15 protein-coding genes are annotated in these 17,977 nt (G+C 64.0%); 8 read left to right on the plus strand and 7 right to left on the minus strand.

From position 1 onward, the window contains the following. The first annotated feature begins 10 nt into the window (after positions 1–10). The 4 genes from QQL28_RS15170 to QQL28_RS15185 all read left to right on the plus strand — a co-directional run bounded on the left by QQL28_RS15170 (position 11) and on the right by QQL28_RS15185 (position 3,916). Positions 11–1,111, plus strand: coding sequence for an LLM class flavin-dependent oxidoreductase (locus QQL28_RS15170; RefSeq protein ID WP_284266538.1), 1,101 nt, complete (start codon positions 11–13; stop codon positions 1,109–1,111). Continuing rightward, entirely contained in the window at positions 1,108–2,046 is a 939-nt protein-coding gene (locus tag QQL28_RS15175) for an ABC transporter substrate-binding protein (protein WP_284266541.1), read from the plus strand. The genes QQL28_RS15170 and QQL28_RS15175 overlap by 4 nt, the downstream gene beginning before the upstream one ends. A 338-nt stretch (positions 2,047–2,384) precedes the next feature. Then, positions 2,385–2,684 carry a septal ring lytic transglycosylase RlpA family protein gene (locus tag QQL28_RS15180; protein ID WP_284266543.1) on the plus strand — a complete coding sequence of 100 codons (300 nt, stop codon included), beginning with the start codon at positions 2,385–2,387 and terminating at the stop codon, positions 2,682–2,684. Between the two features lie 62 nt (positions 2,685–2,746). Continuing rightward, positions 2,747–3,916: a Gfo/Idh/MocA family protein gene (locus tag QQL28_RS15185; protein WP_284266546.1), complete on the plus strand. Its 1,170-nt coding sequence runs from the start codon at positions 2,747–2,749 to the stop codon at positions 3,914–3,916. Positions 3,917–4,124: 208 nt separating this feature from the next. Here the strand turns inward: QQL28_RS15185 and QQL28_RS15190 are convergent, their stop codons facing one another. Next, a complete protein-coding gene (locus QQL28_RS15190; protein WP_284266547.1) occupies positions 4,125–5,435 on the minus strand; it encodes an ABC transporter substrate-binding protein in 1,311 nt (436 codons plus the stop codon). A gap of 539 nt (positions 5,436–5,974) precedes the next feature. Between QQL28_RS15190 and QQL28_RS15195 the strand changes: the two genes are divergently transcribed. From QQL28_RS15195 to QQL28_RS15210, 4 genes are all read left to right on the plus strand, one after another. Then, a complete protein-coding gene (locus tag QQL28_RS15195) occupies positions 5,975–7,105 on the plus strand; it encodes a sugar ABC transporter substrate-binding protein (RefSeq protein ID WP_284266549.1) in 1,131 nt (376 codons plus the stop codon). A gap of 66 nt (positions 7,106–7,171) precedes the next feature. Then, complete coding sequence (locus QQL28_RS15200; protein WP_284266551.1) at positions 7,172–8,719, plus strand: sugar ABC transporter ATP-binding protein; 1,548 nt, start codon at positions 7,172–7,174, stop codon at positions 8,717–8,719. Further along, entirely contained in the window at positions 8,712–9,824 is a 1,113-nt protein-coding gene (locus QQL28_RS15205) for an ABC transporter permease (RefSeq protein ID WP_284266553.1), read from the plus strand. Before QQL28_RS15200 ends, QQL28_RS15205 begins: the two co-directional genes overlap by 8 nt. After that, a complete protein-coding gene (locus QQL28_RS15210) occupies positions 9,821–10,780 on the plus strand; it encodes an ABC transporter permease (protein WP_284266556.1) in 960 nt (319 codons plus the stop codon). Before QQL28_RS15205 ends, QQL28_RS15210 begins: the two co-directional genes overlap by 4 nt. Positions 10,781–10,795: 15 nt before the next feature. Here QQL28_RS15210 and QQL28_RS15215 read toward each other — a convergent pair whose 3' ends face one another. The 6 genes from QQL28_RS15215 to QQL28_RS15240 form a co-directional block, all read right to left on the minus strand. Then, positions 10,796–11,698, minus strand: coding sequence for an SMP-30/gluconolactonase/LRE family protein (locus QQL28_RS15215; protein WP_284266558.1), 903 nt, complete (start codon positions 11,696–11,698; stop codon positions 10,796–10,798). 173 nt (positions 11,699–11,871) lie between these two features. Beyond that, a complete protein-coding gene (locus tag QQL28_RS15220; RefSeq protein WP_284266560.1) occupies positions 11,872–13,110 on the minus strand; it encodes an ABC transporter substrate-binding protein in 1,239 nt (412 codons plus the stop codon). Between the two features lie 36 nt (positions 13,111–13,146). Beyond that, positions 13,147–14,628, minus strand: a complete 1,482-nt coding sequence (locus QQL28_RS15225; RefSeq protein WP_284266562.1) for an ATP-binding cassette domain-containing protein — start codon at positions 14,626–14,628, stop codon at positions 13,147–13,149. Continuing rightward, positions 14,628–15,554, minus strand: coding sequence for a branched-chain amino acid ABC transporter permease (locus QQL28_RS15230; protein ID WP_284266565.1), 927 nt, complete (start codon positions 15,552–15,554; stop codon positions 14,628–14,630). The genes QQL28_RS15225 and QQL28_RS15230 overlap by 1 nt, the downstream gene beginning before the upstream one ends. A gap of 1 nt (position 15,555) precedes the next feature. Continuing rightward, positions 15,556–16,431 (minus strand): branched-chain amino acid ABC transporter permease, encoded by an 876-nt coding sequence (locus QQL28_RS15235; RefSeq protein ID WP_284266567.1) that lies wholly within the window; start codon positions 16,429–16,431, stop codon positions 15,556–15,558. A 102-nt stretch (positions 16,432–16,533) separates the two neighbouring features. After that, entirely contained in the window at positions 16,534–17,778 is a 1,245-nt protein-coding gene (locus tag QQL28_RS15240; protein WP_431309605.1) for an ABC transporter substrate-binding protein, read from the minus strand. Between the last annotated feature and the right edge of the window lie 199 nt (positions 17,779–17,977).

Consider the following 17,977-nt stretch of genomic DNA (forward strand, 5'->3'; position numbering starts at 1 on the left):
GAGACGATCAATGTCGATCGAGTTCATCGGTTACATCAGCAACAACAATTCGTCCGAGACCGTCGTCCGCGAGGGGCCGATCCTCAATCCGGTTCATATCGAGACGGTCGCCAAGGCGCATGAGAATGCCGGCTTCGATCGTGCGCTGCTGGCGTTTCATTCGACGACGCCGGACAGCCTGCAAGTGGCCCAGCACGTTCTCAATGTCACGGACCGACTCAACGTGCTGATCGCGCAGCGTCCCGGTTTCACCGCGCCGACGCTGCTGGCGCGGCAGTTCGCCGTGCTGGATCAGTTCTCCCGCGGTCGCGTCGCGCTGCACGTCATCACCGGCGGCAATGCGACCGAGCTTCGGCAGGACGGCAACACGCTCGACGACAAGGACGCGCGCTACGCCCGCACCTCCGAATTCCTCGACGTCGTCCGCCTGGAATGGACCAGCGACAAGCCGTTCACCTACAAGGGCAAGTATTACCAGGTCGAGAATGCCTTCTCGCAAGTAAAACCATATCACCCGGAGGGCATCCGCATCTATTTCGGCGGCGCCTCGGATGCCGCGATCGACGTCGCCGGCAAGCACGCCGACACCTTCGCCCTTTGGGGTGAGTCCTACGCCCAGGTGCGCGACGTCACCTCGCGCGTGCATAACGCAGCCGTCAGGCAGGGGCGGCCGACGCCGCGCTTCAGCTTGTCGGTCCGGCCGATTGTTGCGCCGACCGAGAAGCAGGCGTGGGAAAAGGCCGAAGCGATCCTGGCGCGCGCAACTGCGCTTCAGGACAAGACCGGCTATCGCAAGCCGGCCGACGGCCATGCCACCGCCGGCGCGCGCCGTCTGCTCAGCCTCGCCGACCAGGGCAGCCGCATCGACAAGCGCCTCTGGACCGAGATCGCAAAGCTCACGGGTGCGAACAGCAACACCACCGCGCTCGTCGGCACGCCCGAGCAGGTCGCCGAGGTCTTCGGCGACTACTACGATCTCGGCATCTCGCACTTCCTGATCCGCGGCTTCGATCCCCTGATCGACACTATCGAATATGGCCGCGAGCTGATTCCGCTGACGCGCGAGCTGATTGCCAAGCGTCAGGTCGCCCGCGGTGAGGCCGCGGAATGATCCGGCTTATGCTCGCCGGCGCGCTGCTGCTCGGTTCGATCGAGCTTGCAGCAGCGCAAACCACCCTGCGCGTCGGCGACCAGAAGGGCAATGCACGGGCCGTGATGGAAGCGGCGGGGCAGCTCAACGACGTGCCCTACAGGATCGAGTGGAAGGAGTTTCCGGCGGCGGCGCCGCTGCTCGAGGCGCTCAGCGCCGGCGCGATCGAGACCGGCCTCGTGGGCGATGCGCCATTCACCTTTGCCGCGGCCTCGGGCGGGCCGGTGAAGGCGATCGCGGCGATCCGGCAGACGCGCGAGGGGCTTGCGATCCTCGTGCCCGAGAACTCGCCCATCAAGAGCTTCGACGATCTGCGCGGCAAGAAGATCGCAACGGGGCGCGGCTCGATAGGCCATCAGCTCGTTCTCGCGGCGCTGGAAAAGAACGGCTGGGCTGCGAGCGACGTGCAGATCGCATTCCTCGCTCCGTCCGATGCCAAGATCGCCTACAGCCAGGGATCGGTCGATGCGTGGTCGACCTGGGAGCCCTATGTCAGCCAGGAGGAGGTGCTGTTCAAGTCGCGCCGTATCATCACCTCGGAAGGCCTGACGCCGGGCCTCAGCTTTCAGGTGGCGCGGCCCGAGGCCATCCGCGACAAGCGCGCCGAGCTGACCGATTTCATCCGGCGCCTCACCGCAGCGCGGGCCTGGTCTCTGGACAACGTGAACGGCTATGCCGAGACGTGGGGCAGGCTGATGAACATCCCGACCGCGGTCCCGCAAAACTGGCTCTCGCGCGCAAGAATCCGCATCACGCCGATCGATGACAGCGTGGTCGTGGACGAGCAGGCCACGATCGATCTCTATTTCCGCTGGGGTCTGATCAAGCAGAAGCTCGACGCCGCCGAGATCGTCGATCGTTCCTTCTCGGACGCGATCGCCAAGGCGGGATTGTAGGTCTCGTGTCCCGGACGCGGCGCAGCGTGCAACGCTGCGGCGCAGAGCCGGGACCCATGTCGCACGTCGGCTTTCGGCAACATGGGCCCCGGCTCAGCAGCGCACCACTGCGTGATGCGCTACGTCCGGGGCACGAGACCTCACAAACACTCAAGCATCGATCCGACCACGCCGGCCGATGCGCCGCCGCGCGAAAGCATCGAGCTGCGCACGCTGGTTTTTCACAAACAGTAACAATGTGTGATGGCACTGCCGGGCTCGGACCGGCAGTGCTTCTGGAACTTCCGGGAACAGATCCGCGTTTGCAGCGCCGGGCAGGGCGAACCCGGAGGGGTGCCGTGCGAGCGCTGACGACTTTATTGTTCTGTCTTGCCACCTTTTCCCTAGCGCATGCTGAAAACGGACTTGCCTCATATTACGGATACGGAAAAGCCGCCAGGAACGGCGAGCTGACCTGTGCCCACAAAACGCGCCCGTTCGGCAGCGTGCTCACGGTGTCGTACGGCGGGCGCTCGATTCAATGCCGCGTCAACGATCGCGGTCCGTTCATCCGTGGTCGCATCGTTGATCTATCCGTCCCTGCCGCTCGCGCGCTCGGCATGATGAGCGCGGGTGTGGTACGGGTCTCCGTGCAATAGGCATGCGTCTGCCGGCAAGCTGGCTATAATGCCCCCAGACCAAATGGCGAGGGGGCGTCGTAATGGCAAAGATCAGGGTGGGGCTCGTCGGCTGCGGCTTCGTGTCGGAGCTGCATATGTATGCGTTTCGGCGCGTCTATGGCGTCGATGTCGAGGTTGCGGCGGTGGCCGCGCGCGGTGACCACGTCATCGAATTCGCCCGCCGCCACCAGATCCCGCGCAGCTATCGCAGCTTCTCCGACCTGGTTGCAGATGCCGATATCGATGTCGTGGATATCTGCACGCCGCCCAATCTGCATGCGACGATGATCGTCGAGGCCATGCGGGCGGGCAAGCACGTGATCTGCGAAAAGCCGTTTGCGGGGTATTTCGGGCGCGAGGGCGACAAGCAGCCGATCGGCAAGCACGTGCCGAAGGCGCTGATGTATGAGCGCGTGCTGGAGGAGATGGAGGTGACTCGCGCGGCCATCGAACGCACCGGCAAGCTCTTCATGTATGCCGAGGACTGGGTCTACGCGCCGGCGGTGACCAAGACCGCGGAAATCATCCGGGCGACCAAGGACAAGATCCTGTTCATGAAGGGCGAAGAGAGCCATTCCGGTTCGCATGCCGCGCACGCCGCGCAATGGGCGATGGCCGGCGGTGGCTCGCTGATCCGCATGGGCTGCCACCCGCTCTCCGCGGTGCTGTACCTTAAACAGGTCGAGGCGAAAGCGCGTGGCGAGACGATCGGTGTCGCGAGCGTCACCTGCGATGTCGGCAACGTCACCGCCGGTCTCAAGCCGGAGGAGCGCACCTACATCCAGGCCAACCCGGTCGACGTCGAGGACTGGGGCACGCTCACCATCACCTTCTCCGATGGTACCAAGGCGACGGTGTTCTCCGGCGACATGATCATGGGCGGCGTGCGCAATCTGATCGAGACCTACACCAGCGGCGGCTCACTGTTCGCCAACATCACGCCGAACACGCATCTGATGAGCTACCAGACCAGCGAGGAAAAGCTCGCCTCCGTCTACATCACCGAAAAGGTCGATCGCAAAACCGGCTGGCAATATGTCTGCCTCGAAGAGGAATGGACACGCGGCTATTTGCAGGAGATCCAGGATTTCATGGAGTGCGTCGCGACCGGCCGGCAGCCGCTGTCGGATCTGGCCCTGGCGTTCGAGACCATCAAGGTGAACTATGCGGGCTACTGGGCCGCGGAGGAGGGGCGGCGGGTGGTGTTGTAGTGTATCTTAGTCGTGGTGATCGTCCACGAAGCACCGTGCTCATCCTTCTCCCCTTGTGGGAGAAGGTGGCGCGAAGCGCCGGATGAGGGGTCTCTCTCCGCAAACTCAAATCGCGAGAGGTTCACGCGCGGAGAGAACCCCTCACCCGGCTTCGCTTCGCGAAGCCACCTTCCCCATAAGGGGAGAGGGTGCACTGTCAGCGCAGTGCTTACGCCGCGTAGGTCGAACCCTTCGGCAGCGGAAACACCGGGTCCTGCGTTCGGATATTCGTCGGCCACACCACCGAGATGTGCTCGCCGGCATTTTGCATCACGACCGGTGTCGAGCGCTCGTTCTGGCCGGAGAGCGGCGTGCCCGGCGGGAAGAATTTCACGCCATAGCCCTGGATGGTGCCGCCCGCGGGGATATCGACGTCGAGCGCGGCCTTGCGGATCGCATCGGGTTCGAAGCTGCCGTATTTTTCCTTCGCCACCGGCAGCACGTTATTGAGCAGCACCCAGGTCTGGTTGAAGCCCATCGAACAGTGCGGCGGCACGTCGGTCGCGCCGGTCTTCGTCTGATAGCGCGAAACCATGGTCTTGATGAGATCGCCCATGCCGGGGGCGAGCTTCGACGGATCGAGCAGCTGCGCCGGCACCGGATCGATGTTGCAGAAATTGTCGATGTCGGGGCCGAAGGTGGCGCGCAGCTTGTCGAGCTGGCTGTAGCCGGCTCCGGCGCCGAACAGCATCTTGAAGCGCAGCCCGCTCTCGCGCGCCTGGCGCAGGAACAGCGTGATGTCGGGGTTGTAGCCGGCATGCGAGATGACGTCGGCCTTGGCGCGCTTGATCTTGGTCACGAGCACCGAGAGGTCGGGCGCTGACGCCGAATAGCCCTCGCGCAGCACCACCTGAACTCCGGCCTCCTTGGCATAGGCTTCGTCGGCGGCGGCAACGCCCACGCCATAGGGCCCGTCCTCATGGATCAGCGCGACCTTGACGTCCTTCGGATCCATGCCGAGCTTGCCTTTCGCATGCTCGGCGAGGAAGCCCGCGAAGGCCTGGCCATACTGGTCGGAGTGAATCTGCGCGCGAAAAACGTATTGCAGGTTCTTGTCCTTGAATACGGCGGTCGAGACCGCGGTCGTGATCCAGAGGATCTTCTTCTGCTGCTCCACCTTGGCCGCGAGCGGGACCGCGTGCGCGCTCGCATAGACGCCGTTGATGATGTCGACCTTCTCCTGGTCGATCAGGCGTGTTGCCTCGTTGATCGCAACATCGGGCTTGCTCTGTGAATCGGCGGCGACAGGGACGATCTTGGTCTTGCCGCCGATGCCGCCCTTCTCGTTGACGAGGTCGATCGCGATCTGTGCGCCGATCGAGGAGGCGACCGAGCCGCCCGCCGCGAACGGGCCGGTCAGATCGTAGATCACGCCGATGCGCAATGTTTCAGCCTGTGCCTGGGCGCGTGTCCAATCGAAGCTGAGCGCGGCGGCGGCAGCCGCTGAGGTCTTCAGCAGCGTCCTGCGTGAAGTCGGCATCCTATCCTCCCTTTGAACCGTCGTGTGAGACGGGTTTTACGCTTGTTTTCGCGGAGTATTTGGAGGGGTGGTCGGAAAGTCAACATGCGTGGCAGTAGGTAATTCGGACGTGCCGCTACCAGGATCGAGGTCGTTCTTGCCGGCATGATCGGCGCACACCTCGCTCGACCGCCAAAGTCGCACTTTTCCCTGAGTCTCATTCTTTTTACGCCGTGCCTCGCGACGAGGTCGCCGAAAGCCGACTGGCCCATCGCCGCTGCGGCTTGCCTGCTCGCCGCGCATCAAGCCTGCTGCGAACATCCGCTTGTCGGCCGTACATTTTCGGCTGCGGCGGACGAGGCCATAATGCCTCCGGCGATTGTGATGGTTTGCCGTGATGCATACGCAGCGCGCCGTGCGCTCCGACCGGCATTCGGCTTGTGCGTGTCGGAGGTTGCGTGCCATCCTAGCCTGGCAAATTGCATGGGAAGCCCAATTCCCGGCATGGCCATCGCGCCAGTTTTAAGGGTTGGAACGCAAAACGCTCAAGGAGAAGGGACATGGAATGGACGCATCGTCTTGCAGGGCTGGCTTGCGCCGGTCTCCTGCTATCCCCGGTCAGTGCTTTGGCAGGCCCCAAGGTGGTGTCCGGTCCGGGCGCCGATCCCGGATGTTTCAAGCCTTGGTCCAGCCAGACCAAGATATTCCAGTGGGATAAGAAGCCGGGGCCGTACAAGATTGCCCTCGTCAACGGCTTCGTCGGCAACACCTGGCGCATCCAGATGGTGAAGACGGCGAAGGCGTTTGCCGAGCAGCCGGGCATCAAGGAGAACATCAAGGAGTTCAAGGTGGTCTCGACCGGCACCGATGTTGCAGCGCAACTCGGCGCGATGGAGGACTTCATCAATCAGGGCTTTGACGGCATCGTCACCATCGCGGTGGCGCCCGACGGCTTCGACCGCATCATCCGCCTCGCCGACAAGAACAACGTGGTGGTCGTTCCCTTCGACAACATCCTCGACACCGACAAGGTGATGATGGTCAACGAGGACCAGAAGGAAATGGGCCGCATGTCGGCGAAATGGATCATGGATGAGAGCGGCAAGAAGTCCGGCGACATCCTCGAGGTCCGCGGTCTGCCCGGCAATTCCGTCGACCGCGATCGCCATATCGGCTTCCGCGAGGTGATGGAAGCGCCCGGCAACAGCTTCAAGATCACCGAAGTGGTCGGCAATTGGGATACCGGCACCTCGCAGAAGGTGACGGCGGACGCGCTTGCGGTGCACGGTCATTTCGACGGCGTGTTCACGCAGGGCGGCTCCGACGGCACCGTGCAGGCGATGATGTCGGCCAAGCATCCCTTCGTGCCGATGTCGGGCGAGGGCGAGAACGAGTTTCGCAAGCAGATCGCCGATCACGCCAAGGACGGCCTCAAGGGCATGTCCTACGGTCAGTCGCCGGCGCTGGTCGCCATCGCCATGAAGGCGGCGATCTCGGCGCTCCAGGGCAATCCCATGCCGCAGCTGATCTCGATCCCGATTCCGGTTGCGACCTACAAGGATCTCAAGCCCGGCACCAATTACTGGCCCGATCTCAACGCGAACTTCTTCGCGCCGAACCAGTTCACGCCCTGCGGCGTGAATTTCACCGCGCCGGAGATCATGTCGCAAAGCGAAAAGAATACCCAGTGACGGAGCTGGAGATGTCTCGGTTGCGGCCCGGCAACTGCCGGGCCGCCGCTGCGTAAGGGAAGCGCCATGCCGGGGGCCGTCGTGACGCAAGGAGCCTTTCTCGAACTGTCCGGCATTTCCAAACGCTACGCCGGCGTCCGGGCGCTGGAGGGCGTCGACTTCGCCTGTGAACGCGGCAAGATCCACGCCGTGCTGGGCGAGAACGGCGCCGGCAAATCGACGCTGATCAAGATCATCGCCGGCGTGGTGCAGCCCGACGCCGGCAGCATGCGCCTCGCTGGGAGCGACGTGAGCTTCGCGACTCCCTCGGCCGCCAATGCCGCGGGCGTCGTCTGCATCTTCCAGGAACTGTCGCTGATGCCCGACCTCTCGGTCGCGGACAACGTCTCGATCGCCTCGCCACCGCGCCGGTTCGGCCTGATCGACGCGCGGGCGCAGCGCCGCCGCGCCGAGCAGCTGCTGGCCGAGATCGGGTGCGAGGACGTCAACCCGCTGATGCGCGTTCGCGACCTGCCGTTGTCGCGCCGCCAGATCGTCGAGATCGCCAAGGCGCTCGGCAAGAAGCCGCAGCTCTTGATCCTCGATGAGGCGACATCGGCGCTCACCAGCGCCGACGTGGAGAAGGTCTATGCGATGCTGGCGCGGCTCAAATCCGAGGGCGTTGCCATTCTCTACATCTCGCACCGCATGCATGAGGTCGAGGCGCTCGCCGACCGTGCCTCGGTGTTCCGCAACGGACGCCATATCGAAACCTTCGACAAGGGCAGGCGCTCGACCGCGGAAATTGTTCAGCTCATGATCGGTCGCGACATCGCTACTCAATATCCTCCTAAACCGGCCCGCACCTCGGTGAAGCCGATGCTTGCGCTCGACAACCTGTCCTGGGAGGGCCGTCTCGACCGCATCTCGCTCCGCGTCGGCGCCGGCGAGATCGTCGGCCTCGGCGGCCTCGACGGCCAGGGCCAGAAATCCCTCCTGCTCGCGCTTTTTGGAGTGCTGCGCGGCATCTCCGGGCGCGTCACGGTCGAAGACCGCGAGGTGCGGCCAGGCTCCCCGGCAGTCGCGAAGTCGGCCGGTATTGCGCTGGTGCCTGAGGATCGCAAGACTGAAGGCCTGATGCTGCCGATGTCGATATCAGACAATCTGGTGGTCGCCTCGCTCGACGCAATCTCGACCGGACCTCTGGTCGACCGTGCCAAGGAGAGCGAAGCCGTCAAGCGCGCCATTGCGCGGCTCCAGATCAAGATCGGTGCGGCGAGCGATGCAGTCTCGACGCTCTCGGGCGGCAACCAGCAGAAGGTGGTGCTCGCCAAATGGCTGATGACCGAGCCGCGGATCATCCTGCTCAACGATCCCACGCGCGGGATCGACGTCGGTACCAAGCAGGAGCTCTACCGTCTGATGCGCGAGCTTGCCGACCAGGGCGCCGCCATCCTGTTCTACTCGACCGACTATGACGAGCTGATCGGCTGCTGCGACCGGGTGGCGATCATGTACGACGGCCGTATCGTGCGCGAGCTCGAGGGCGACGAGCTTACCGAGACCAATATCATTGCGAGCGCGCTGAACATCGATGCGGCAGCGCCGGCTGGCACTGGGGCCGTCCATGCTTGACGACGTTGCCATCCGCGTCCGCCAGAACGTCGGCATCGTCACCGCCGTCCTTTTGTTCTGCGTCCTCTATGTCCTCTACAACCTTGCGCATCCCAAGGGCTTCTCCTCGGCCGTTCTGGTGCAGAACGGCGACGAGATTTTTGCGCTAGCCATGCTGGCCATGGCCCAGACCGTCCCAGTGCTGGCGTCGGGGCTCGATCTCTCGGTCGGCGCAGTCATGACCATGGTGGGATGCTTTGCGAGCTATCTGCTCACGGGAACGGCGGGAGGCGCGCCGCTGCATCTCGATATCTTCGGCCTGCATCTTTCCCTCGGTACCTTTCCCGGCGGCATCAGCGGCATTCTGCTCGGGATCGTGGTGTGCCTCGCCATCGGCGCACTGGCCGGCCTCATCAACGGCTGCGTCGTCGTCTATGGACGGATCCAGCCGATCATTGCGACGCTCGCGACCGGCGCGGTCTATATCGGCATCGCGCTGTTCCTGCGGCCGACGCCGGGCGGAAAGATCGACGAGGATCTCAACTGGGCGCTGACCAATTCGCTCGGCGATTTCGCCGCGACCGTGCACATCTTCGACGACGGCGCCGCAAGCTGGTTTGCGCCGGTGGCCTGGATCCCGGTGCCTTTCGTGCTGCTGGTCCTGATCGCGCTCCTCGTCTGGGTGCCGTTCCGCCGCTCCGTGCTCGGTCGCGCCGTCTATGCGGTCGGCTCGGCCGAAGGCGCGGCCTACATGTCGGGACTGCCCATTGACCGCGCCAAAATCGCGGCCTTCACGCTTGCCGGCTTCTTCGCCGGCTGCGGCGGCCTTTTTCTGGCCATCCAGACCTCCTCGGGCAATGCGGACATTCCGCAGGCCGGCGCCTATACGCTCAACTCCATCGCCTCCGTCGTGATCGGCGGCACGTCGTTGCTCGGCGGCACCGGCAGTGCGATCGGCTCGATCTTCGGGGCCATGATCCTGCGCGTGATCTCCTTCTTCTTCCGCATCTTCGATATTGCGCCCCTGCTGCAACCGCTGTTCGAGGGCCTGATCCTGCTGGCGGCGGTCAGCATCGGCGCGCTCGGCGTCCTGCGCGTCAGGAACACGCTGGAGCTCTTCCGATGACGTCGGCCTCTCTCAGCCTCTCGCGCGACGACCGCCCGATCCTGATTGCGGCGCTGTTCATCCTCGTCATCCTGGTGGCGGGTACCGTCTATACGTTCGCGCGTTTCGGCAGCGCGCCGCTGCTGTCACCGACCTATCTGTTGCAGCAGCTCCAGATCGGCGCCTTCCTTGGCATCGTAGCGGCCGGCATGATGGTCGTGATCCTGATCGCCCAGATCGATCTGTCGGTGCCATGGACGCTTGCAGCCGCGGCGATGATGGCGACGTCGATCGGCGGACCGCTCGCCATTCCCGTCGGGCTCGGGATCGGGCTTCTGGTCGGGCTCGTCAACGGCATCGGCGTTGCGTATCTGCGCGTGCCCTCGATGATCTTCACGCTCGGCGTCAATGCGGTGATGCGCGGCTTGATGGTTGCCCATACCGGCGGCTATGCGCCGCAGACGGCCGCCACCGATTTGATGCGGTCGCTCGCTGCCGACCGTACGCTCGGCATTCCCAATGCCTTGTTCGTCTGGGCAGTGGTGTCCGTGCTGGTCGCCGTCATGCTCCAGCGCACGGCGCTCGGCCGTTACATCTATGCCATCGGCAACAAGGAGGCGGCGGCGTACCTGGCCGGCGTCGACACCCGCCGCGTCACGGTGATCTGCTTCGTCATCTGCGGCGTTGCGGCCGCACTCGCAGGCGTCCTGCTCGCCGGCTATTCCACAAAGGCCTATCAGGGCATGGGCGACGCCTATCTGCTGCCGTCGATCGCGGCGGTGGTGATCGGCGGCACCAATATCCTGGGCGGCCGCGGCCGCTATCTCGGCACGCTGATCGGCGTCGTGCTGATCGTGCTGCTCAACAGCGTTCTGTCGATCATGGACATGCCCGAAGCCGGCCGGCAGGTGATCTACGGCCTCGTGATCATCTTCATGCTGCTGGTCTATGGCCGCGGGGAGCGCGTGACGAGCTGAGCGACACGCCTTTCACTACACCGCCGCCGTTGTATTGAGAAAGATCGAATACAGCGAGGTCTGGCCGCAGATGTAGAGCCGGTTGCGGCGGGGGCCGCCGAAGCAGACGTTGGCGACGATTTCCCCGATCGGGATCGTGCCGATGTGCTTGCCATCAGGGGCGTAGCAGAACACGCTGCGGCCTGCCGACGTCCAGATGTTGCCATGGATGTCGCAGCGGAAGCCGTCGTAGAGACCCTCGGGACAGGTGGCAAACAGTGTGGCGTCGCCGGTAGTTTGCTGTCCCTCCACCTTGTAGGACCAGATCGTTGCAGGCAGCCCGGGGACGTGCGTGGCGCCTGTGTCGGCCAGATAGAGTAGCTTCTCGTCGGGCGAGAAGGCGAGGCCATTGGGCTGCACCCGGCCGGACACGACGCGCGTGATCTTTCCGGTGCTGCCGTCGATCCGGTAGACGTTGCTGGCACCGATCTCGGACGGGCTCTGCTGTCCCTCGTAATCGCTGTCGATGCCGTAGGTCGGATCGGAGAACCAGATCGAATCGTCGGACTTGACCACGACGTCGTTGGGCGAGTTCAGCCGGCGGCCGTCGAACTGGTCGGCCAGCACGGTGATCGAGCCGTCATGCTCGGTGCGGGTGACGCGCCGCATGAAATGCTCGCAACTGATCAGCCGCCCCTGGCGGTCGACCGTATTGCCGTTGGAATTGAAGCTGGGCGAGCGGAACACCGACACCGATGCATCGGTCTCGTCAAACCGCATCATTCGGTTGTTGGGAATGTCGGACCAGACGAGGTAGCGGCCGGCCGGGAAATAGGCGGGGCCTTCGGCCCAGCGGCAGCCGGTGAAGAGCTTCTCGAGATTGACATGACCGATGACCAGCCGCTCGAAGCGCGGGTCGTGGGTAACATAAGGGAGCATGGGTCCTCCGCATGAGCCGCAGGTTCTGAAAATTGCCCGCGTGCCGCTTTCCGTCACTCTGATCGCCCCCGCCAAATTTGCAAGTGGTGCTTCATCGAAGAGTGCAGTGGCGCAAAAGTGAATGCCCGGGGGCAAGCCCGGGCATCTGCTTTTGTGGACTGCGTCCTGCGCCCTTATTGCGACAGCTTCACGAAATTGGGAAACTTGAGCTTCCCCTCCGCGATCGCCTTGGGCCAGACGGTGATCTGCCTGCCGTCCTGCCATTGGAAGACGAGACCGGTCACGGCGCCGGGACCGGACTTGATGCCGTGGGTGAACTCGTCGTTCTTGCCGTAGAACTGGATGCGGCCGATCGTGCCCTCGAAATCGGTCTTCTCGAGCTCGGCAACCAGCTTGTCCGGGTCGGTCGAGCCCGCGCGCTTGATTGCATCGGTGATGATGTAGACCTCGTCATAGGCGGTATAGCCGGTATAGGCCGGCGGCGTGCCGAACTTGGCCTTGAAGGCGGCCGCGAACGGTTTCGTCTTCGGCGTCACCGCGACGTCGGGCGTTGCCACCGCCAGCGACGGCACGCCGTCGGCCGCGCCGTTGGTGTCGTTCCAGAAGCTCGGGCTCAAGGCTTGCGCGCTGATGCCGAACATCGGGATCGGCACCTGCTGGTTCTTCCACTGCACCGTCGGCTGCACGCCGACATGGGAGATGCCGGTGACGATCACGTCCGGCTTCTTGCTCTCCATGTTGTTGAAGATCGGCGTGAAGTCGGTGGTATCGGGCGAGAAGCGCACATGCTCGACGACCTTCAGACCGGCCTTGGGCAGGCAGGCTTCGTAGCCGACGTCGAGCGGCTTGGTCCAGGCGGCGTCCTCGCTCATGATCGCGACCGTCTTGAACTTGAGCTGGTCGACGAGCAGGTCCTTTGCGGCATCGCAGACGAGCTGCGCCTGCGCGGCCGAGGTCAGGTAGCCGTGGAATGTGTACTTGTTCTTCTCGTAATCGTGGTGGATCGCCTTGGTGATCTCGTTCGACGCAGCGCCCGGCGTGATCAGCGGCATCTTCAGTCGCGCCGCCCAGGGCTCCAGCGCCAGCACGACCTCGCTGATATAGCTCGCGATCACCGCGGAGACCTTATCCTCGCTGACCGCACGCTGGAAGGCGCGTACCGAATCCGCCGATGAGCTCTTGTTGTCATAGGTGACGATCTCGATCTTGCGGCCAAGCACGCCGCCCTTGGCGTTGATCTCGTCGGCGGCGATCTGCGCGCCACCCGGCGTCGCCGCGCCCGCGATCGACTGCACCTCGGCGATGACGCCAATCTTGATCGGATCGTTCGATTGCGCATAGGCGGGCGCGGCGAGGCACAGCGCCAGGGCGGAGGCGAAGAGGGCACTACTGGGGCACGTCGATGGTCGCATGGTCGTCTCCCTTGCTTGTTGTCGTTATGGCGATCGTCAGAGATATCCGGCGCCGGCCTCCGCTGCGAACCGCCCGGGATCGCCTTCCCAGACGATCCGTGCGTGCTCGAGCACATAGACGCGGTCGGCGTGGGGAAGGGCGAAGGTCACGTTCTGCTCGCCGAGCAGCACCGTGATCGACGTGGTCTGCCGCAGCTTCTCCAGCGCCTTAGACAATTGCTCGAGGATGACCGGTGCAAGCCCCAGCGTCGGCTCATCCAGGATCAGGATTTGCGGCTGCATCATCAGCGCGCGGCCGATCGCCAGCATCTGCTGCTCGCCGCCGGACAGCGTCTGCGCCAGTTGGCCCTGGCGCTCTTTCAGGATCGGGAACAACTCGAAGAGCCAGGCGAGCTGCGCCGCGCGTGCCTCGTCGGTCAAATGCTGGCCGCCGAGATCGAGGTTTTCGCGCACCGTCATCTCGCCGAACAGCTCGCGCGATTCCGGGCATTGCACCAGCCCGCTGCGCGCGATTTTCGCCGCGCTCGTGCCGCGCAGCTTTTCCCCGCTGCGCAGGATCTCGCCGCCATAGGGCAGGAAGCCGGAGATGGTGTTGAACAGCGTGGTCTTGCCGGCACCGTTCAGACCGACGATGGAGACGAACTCGCCCTCATGGACGTGAATCGAGACATTCTCCAACGCCTGGGCCTTGCCGTAATAGACGCTGACGTTCTCGACCTGGAGCAGCGGGACCTTGTCCTTGAAGCTGGTCTCGGGCCGCGCATGGGTCTCGATTGCGCCGCCAAGATAGACCCGCCGCACGGTCTCGTTCTTCATGACGTCGTCGGCCTTACCGGTCACGATCTCCTCGCCGAGATACATCGCGAGCACGCGGTCGACGAGGGCCGCGACGCTCTTGACGTTGTGGTCGACCAGCATCACCGCGCGGCCGTCGTCGCGAAAGCTGCGGATCAGGTCGGAGAAGACGTCGACTTCGGCGCGTGTCAGGCCGGCGAAGGGCTCGTCGACCAGCACGACTTTGGGATCGCGCGCGATCGCCTTGGCAAGCTCGAGCCGGCGCAGATCGGCAAAGGGCAGCGTCGGCGGACGGCGGTTCATCACGGCGCCAAGCCCGACGCGGTCGGCGATCCACTTGGCACGCTCGACCAGCGCCTTGTCGGGAAACAGCATGAACAGGCTGTCCGGCAGCAGCGCCACCATGATGTTCTCCAGCACGGTCTGCCGGTTCAGCGGCCGCGAGTGCTGGAACACCATGCCAAATCCCTTGCGCGCGATCTTGTGTGCGGGAAGGCCAGCGACGTTCTCGCCCTCGAAGATCACTTCGCCCGCGGTCGGGCGCTCGATGCCCATCACGCTCTTCATCGCGGTCGACTTGCCCGAGCCGTTCGGCCCGATCAGGCCAAAGATCTCGCCGCCGTTCACCTCGAACCCCAGATTCTTCACCGCCGTCAATCCGCCGAAGCGTTTGGTCAGGCCGCGAACTTCGAGCACGGGCCTGTTTGAAAGCCTCTGATCCATCACGAGCGCGCCTCACGCGAGAGGGCCGCTCCGAGGAAGCCGCCGGGGAAGAACAGCACGACGAGGAGGGCGACCGCGGAGACGATGAAGGTTGCGAGTTCGCCGGTCGGCCTCAGGAATTCGCCGGCGACGATAAGGAAGATCGCGCCCAGCGCCGCGCCGAGCACGGTCCGCCGGCCGCCGAGCACGGCCGAGACGATGACGTTGACGCCGACCGCGACGTCGACGACGGTGCCGACCGAGGCGGTGCCGAAATAAAACACCAGCAACGCGCCTGACAATCCCGAGAAAAATGCGCTGACGATGAACGCAGCCAGCTTGTGCTTGACGATGTTGAAGCCGAGCGCGCCGGCCTGCACCGGGTCCTGGCCACTTGCTTGCAGCACGAGCCCGATCGGTGATTGTGACAGGCCGTAGAGGATCGCCGCCGAGATCGTCATGAAGCCGAGCGCGATCCAGTAGTTGGCGCCGGCCTCGATGGTGATGACGTCAGGGATGGTGAGCCCGATCTCGCCGCCGGTGAGATCGGCGAACACCACGATGAAGTTCTGGAGCATGAGCACCGCAACCAGCGTCGTCAGGCCGAAATACGGCCCCCGCACCCTGAGCGCCGGTAGGGCCAGCACGAGGCCGGCGATGACCGAGGCGAGCGCCCCCAACACGATGCAGAGATAAACCGACCAGCCGAACTGGTTGTTGAGGATGCCCGCCGTGTAGGCGCCGACGCCGATCAGGAAGGTCGGCCCGAAATTGACCTCGCCGGCGAAGCCGAACAACAGATCCCAGGCCATGGCGAAGACGCCGAAATAGAACGCGACCGTGAGCAGGCCAAGGACATAGCCGGAGACGTAGAGCGGCAGTGTCGCTGCGACCACGACGAGCGCGAGCGAGACAAAGAACAGGCGCGAGGTGAAGAATCCGGACATCTCAGCGCCTCCCCAGCAGGCCCTGGGGCCGGATGTACATGACGACCACCAGAAGCAGCAGCGCCGGAATGGTGCGATACGCCGGCGAGACCAGATAGGCCGTGATGGTTTCGAGATAGCCGACGACAAAGGCCGCGATCAGCGAGCCGGAGACGCTGCCGAGGCCGCCGAGCACGACGATCGAGAACGCGCTCGCCGTCAGCGGCCCCACGCTGTAGGAGCTGACCCCCAAGAACATCCCGAGCAGCACGCCCGCGATGCCGGCGAGCACGCCGTAGATCGCCCAGACCACGATGTAGATGTTGGTGAGCTCGAGGCCGAGCAGGGTGACACCGCGCGGATTCATCGAGGCTGCCAGCACCGCCTTGCCGGTGCGGGTGCGGTTCACCAGCAGCCACAAGAGCGCGATGACGAGGCAGCACACCACCGCGGTGAAGATCTCGTTGCGCGGCGTGCGCACGCCGAGAATGTCGACGACGCCTTCGACGATCGGCAGCACGGTCTTGGCGTTGTTGGTGAAGAAATAGGCGATCAGCTCCTGGATCATGATGCCCCAGAGCAGCGTGCCGGTGAGGACGAAGATCTCCTTCTCCTCATTGGGGATGCGGCGGGAATCCTGGATCGGCTTCACCACCGCGAAGTAGGTGGCAAAGGCGGTGACGACGGCGACCGCCACCCCGATCAGCGCGCCAAAATAGGTGTCGACGTGCAGGATGCTGGCGGCGGCCCAGGCCGCCACCGCTGCGGCCACCATGATGGCCCCGTGGGAGAGGTTGAGCACGCCGGAGACGCCGAAGATCAGCGTGAAGCCGGTGGCACCGAGGGCGTAGAGGGCGCTGATGGCAAAGCCATCGATCAGGATCTGGAATGCTCGCATCTATGATTGGCCAGGTGGCAGCCTGGCTGCCGCTTTGAGGGAAGGTGCTGCGGGGAGGTGCATGTGGAAGCTCCCGGGAGGCGGTCCCGGGAGCTGTTCCGGCTAGTTCGAGAGCTTGATGAAGCTCGGGAACTTGATGTCGACCTTGGCGACGTCCTTGGGCCAGACCGCGATCTGCTTGCCGTCCTGCCATTGCAGCATCAGCCCGGTGATCAGGCCCTTGCCATATTTGATCGAATGGGTGAACGGATCGTCCTTGCCGTAGAACTGGACGCGGCCGATGGTACCTTCCCAATCGGTCTTTTCCAGCGCGTCGACCAGCTTGTCGGCATCGGTCGAGCCCGCTCGCTTCACGGCGTCGGCGATGTAGTAGACCTCGTCATAGGCGGTGTAGCCGGCATAGGATGGATAGTTGCCGTACTTCTTCCGGAAGCCTTCCGCGAACGGCACCGACTTCGGCGTCACCGCGACGCCGGGACCGGAGACGCCCTGGTAGAGCACGCCTTCGGCCGCCTGGTTGGTGTCCTTGCCGAACGTCTCGTTGGTCGCCTGCGAAGCGATGCCGAACATCGGGATCGGCACCTGCTGGTTCTTCCACTGCACCGTCGGCTGCACGCCGACATGCGAGATGCCGGTGATGATCACGTCGGGCTTCGCGCCCTCGATCTTGTTGAAGATCGGCGTGAAGTCGGTGGTGTCGGGCGAGAAGCGGATGTGGTCGAGCACCTTCAGCCCGATCTTGGGCAGGCATTCCTCGTAGCCGACGTCGAGCGGCTTGGTCCAGGCGGCGTCCTCGCTCATGATGACCGCGGTCTTCATGTGCATCTTCTCGACCAGCAGGTCCTTGGCGGCGTCGCAGACCGAGAGCGCCAGCGCGGCCGAGGTCAGGTAGCCGTGGAAGGTGTACTTGTTCTTCTCGTAGTCGGCGTGAACGCTCTTGCTGATCTCGTTGGAGGCGGCGCCCGGTGTGACGAAGGGCGTCTTCAGGCGCGAGGCCCAGGGCTCCAGCGCCAGAACCACTTCGCTGATATAGCTTGCGATGACGGCATTGACCTTGTCTTCGTTGACCGCGCGCTGGAATGCGCGCACTGAATCGGCCGAGGAGGAGTGATTGTCGTAAGAGATGATCTCGATCTTGCGACCGTCGACGCCGCCCTTGGCGTTGATCTCGTCGGCCGCGAGCTGCGCGGCCTGTGGGATCGATGCGCCGGCGATCGCCTGCGCCTCCGCGATCACGCCGATCTTGATGGAATCTGCTGCAAGTGCCGCGCCTGATCCGGTCATCAGTGCACCGAACGCTGCCGCACCGAGGAATATCCGCAATGCACCAGGGAGTATGTTTTTCATGTTGTTTCTCTCCTCTTAAACAAGCCTCTTTTGAGCTATTGGGCGCGACTATAACGGCGAGGGCAATCTCGGCAAGCGAAACTGCATTCAGGATTGTGAGAGCCGGACTAAAGTCTAGCGCTGCGCAAATAGAGTGCAGCATGATCGTTGCAGTCATGCAGAATTCGTTGGCGGGCATGCGTTCTCGTCCGCCGAAATT

Origin of the sequence: Bradyrhizobium iriomotense (assembly GCF_030160715.1) — a bacterium.
GTDB lineage: Bacteria > Pseudomonadota > Alphaproteobacteria > Rhizobiales > Xanthobacteraceae > Bradyrhizobium > Bradyrhizobium iriomotense.

What these genes read in the sequence shown, in the direction of transcription:
- QQL28_RS15170 (WP_284266538.1), top strand. Translation starts at nt 11, where the DNA reads ATGTCGATCGAGTTCATCGGTTACATCAGCAACAACAATTCGTCCGAG.
- QQL28_RS15175 (WP_284266541.1), top strand. Translation starts at nt 1,108, where the DNA reads ATGATCCGGCTTATGCTCGCCGGCGCGCTGCTGCTCGGTTCGATCGAG.
- QQL28_RS15185 (WP_284266546.1), top strand. Translation starts at nt 2,747, where the DNA reads ATGGCAAAGATCAGGGTGGGGCTCGTCGGCTGCGGCTTCGTGTCGGAG.
- QQL28_RS15190 (WP_284266547.1), bottom strand. Translation starts at nt 5,435, where the DNA reads ATGCCGACTTCACGCAGGACGCTGCTGAAGACCTCAGCGGCTGCCGCC.
- QQL28_RS15195 (WP_284266549.1), top strand. Translation starts at nt 5,975, where the DNA reads ATGGAATGGACGCATCGTCTTGCAGGGCTGGCTTGCGCCGGTCTCCTG.
- QQL28_RS15200 (WP_284266551.1), top strand. Translation starts at nt 7,172, where the DNA reads ATGCCGGGGGCCGTCGTGACGCAAGGAGCCTTTCTCGAACTGTCCGGC.
- QQL28_RS15205 (WP_284266553.1), top strand. Translation starts at nt 8,712, where the DNA reads ATGCTTGACGACGTTGCCATCCGCGTCCGCCAGAACGTCGGCATCGTC.
- QQL28_RS15210 (WP_284266556.1), top strand. Translation starts at nt 9,821, where the DNA reads ATGACGTCGGCCTCTCTCAGCCTCTCGCGCGACGACCGCCCGATCCTG.
- QQL28_RS15215 (WP_284266558.1), bottom strand. Translation starts at nt 11,698, where the DNA reads ATGCTCCCTTATGTTACCCACGACCCGCGCTTCGAGCGGCTGGTCATC.
- QQL28_RS15220 (WP_284266560.1), bottom strand. Translation starts at nt 13,110, where the DNA reads ATGCGACCATCGACGTGCCCCAGTAGTGCCCTCTTCGCCTCCGCCCTG.
- QQL28_RS15225 (WP_284266562.1), bottom strand. Translation starts at nt 14,628, where the DNA reads ATGGATCAGAGGCTTTCAAACAGGCCCGTGCTCGAAGTTCGCGGCCTG.
- QQL28_RS15230 (WP_284266565.1), bottom strand. Translation starts at nt 15,554, where the DNA reads ATGTCCGGATTCTTCACCTCGCGCCTGTTCTTTGTCTCGCTCGCGCTC.
- QQL28_RS15235 (WP_284266567.1), bottom strand. Translation starts at nt 16,431, where the DNA reads ATGCGAGCATTCCAGATCCTGATCGATGGCTTTGCCATCAGCGCCCTC.
- QQL28_RS15240 (WP_431309605.1), bottom strand. Translation starts at nt 17,778, where the DNA reads ATGAAAAACATACTCCCTGGTGCATTGCGGATATTCCTCGGTGCGGCA.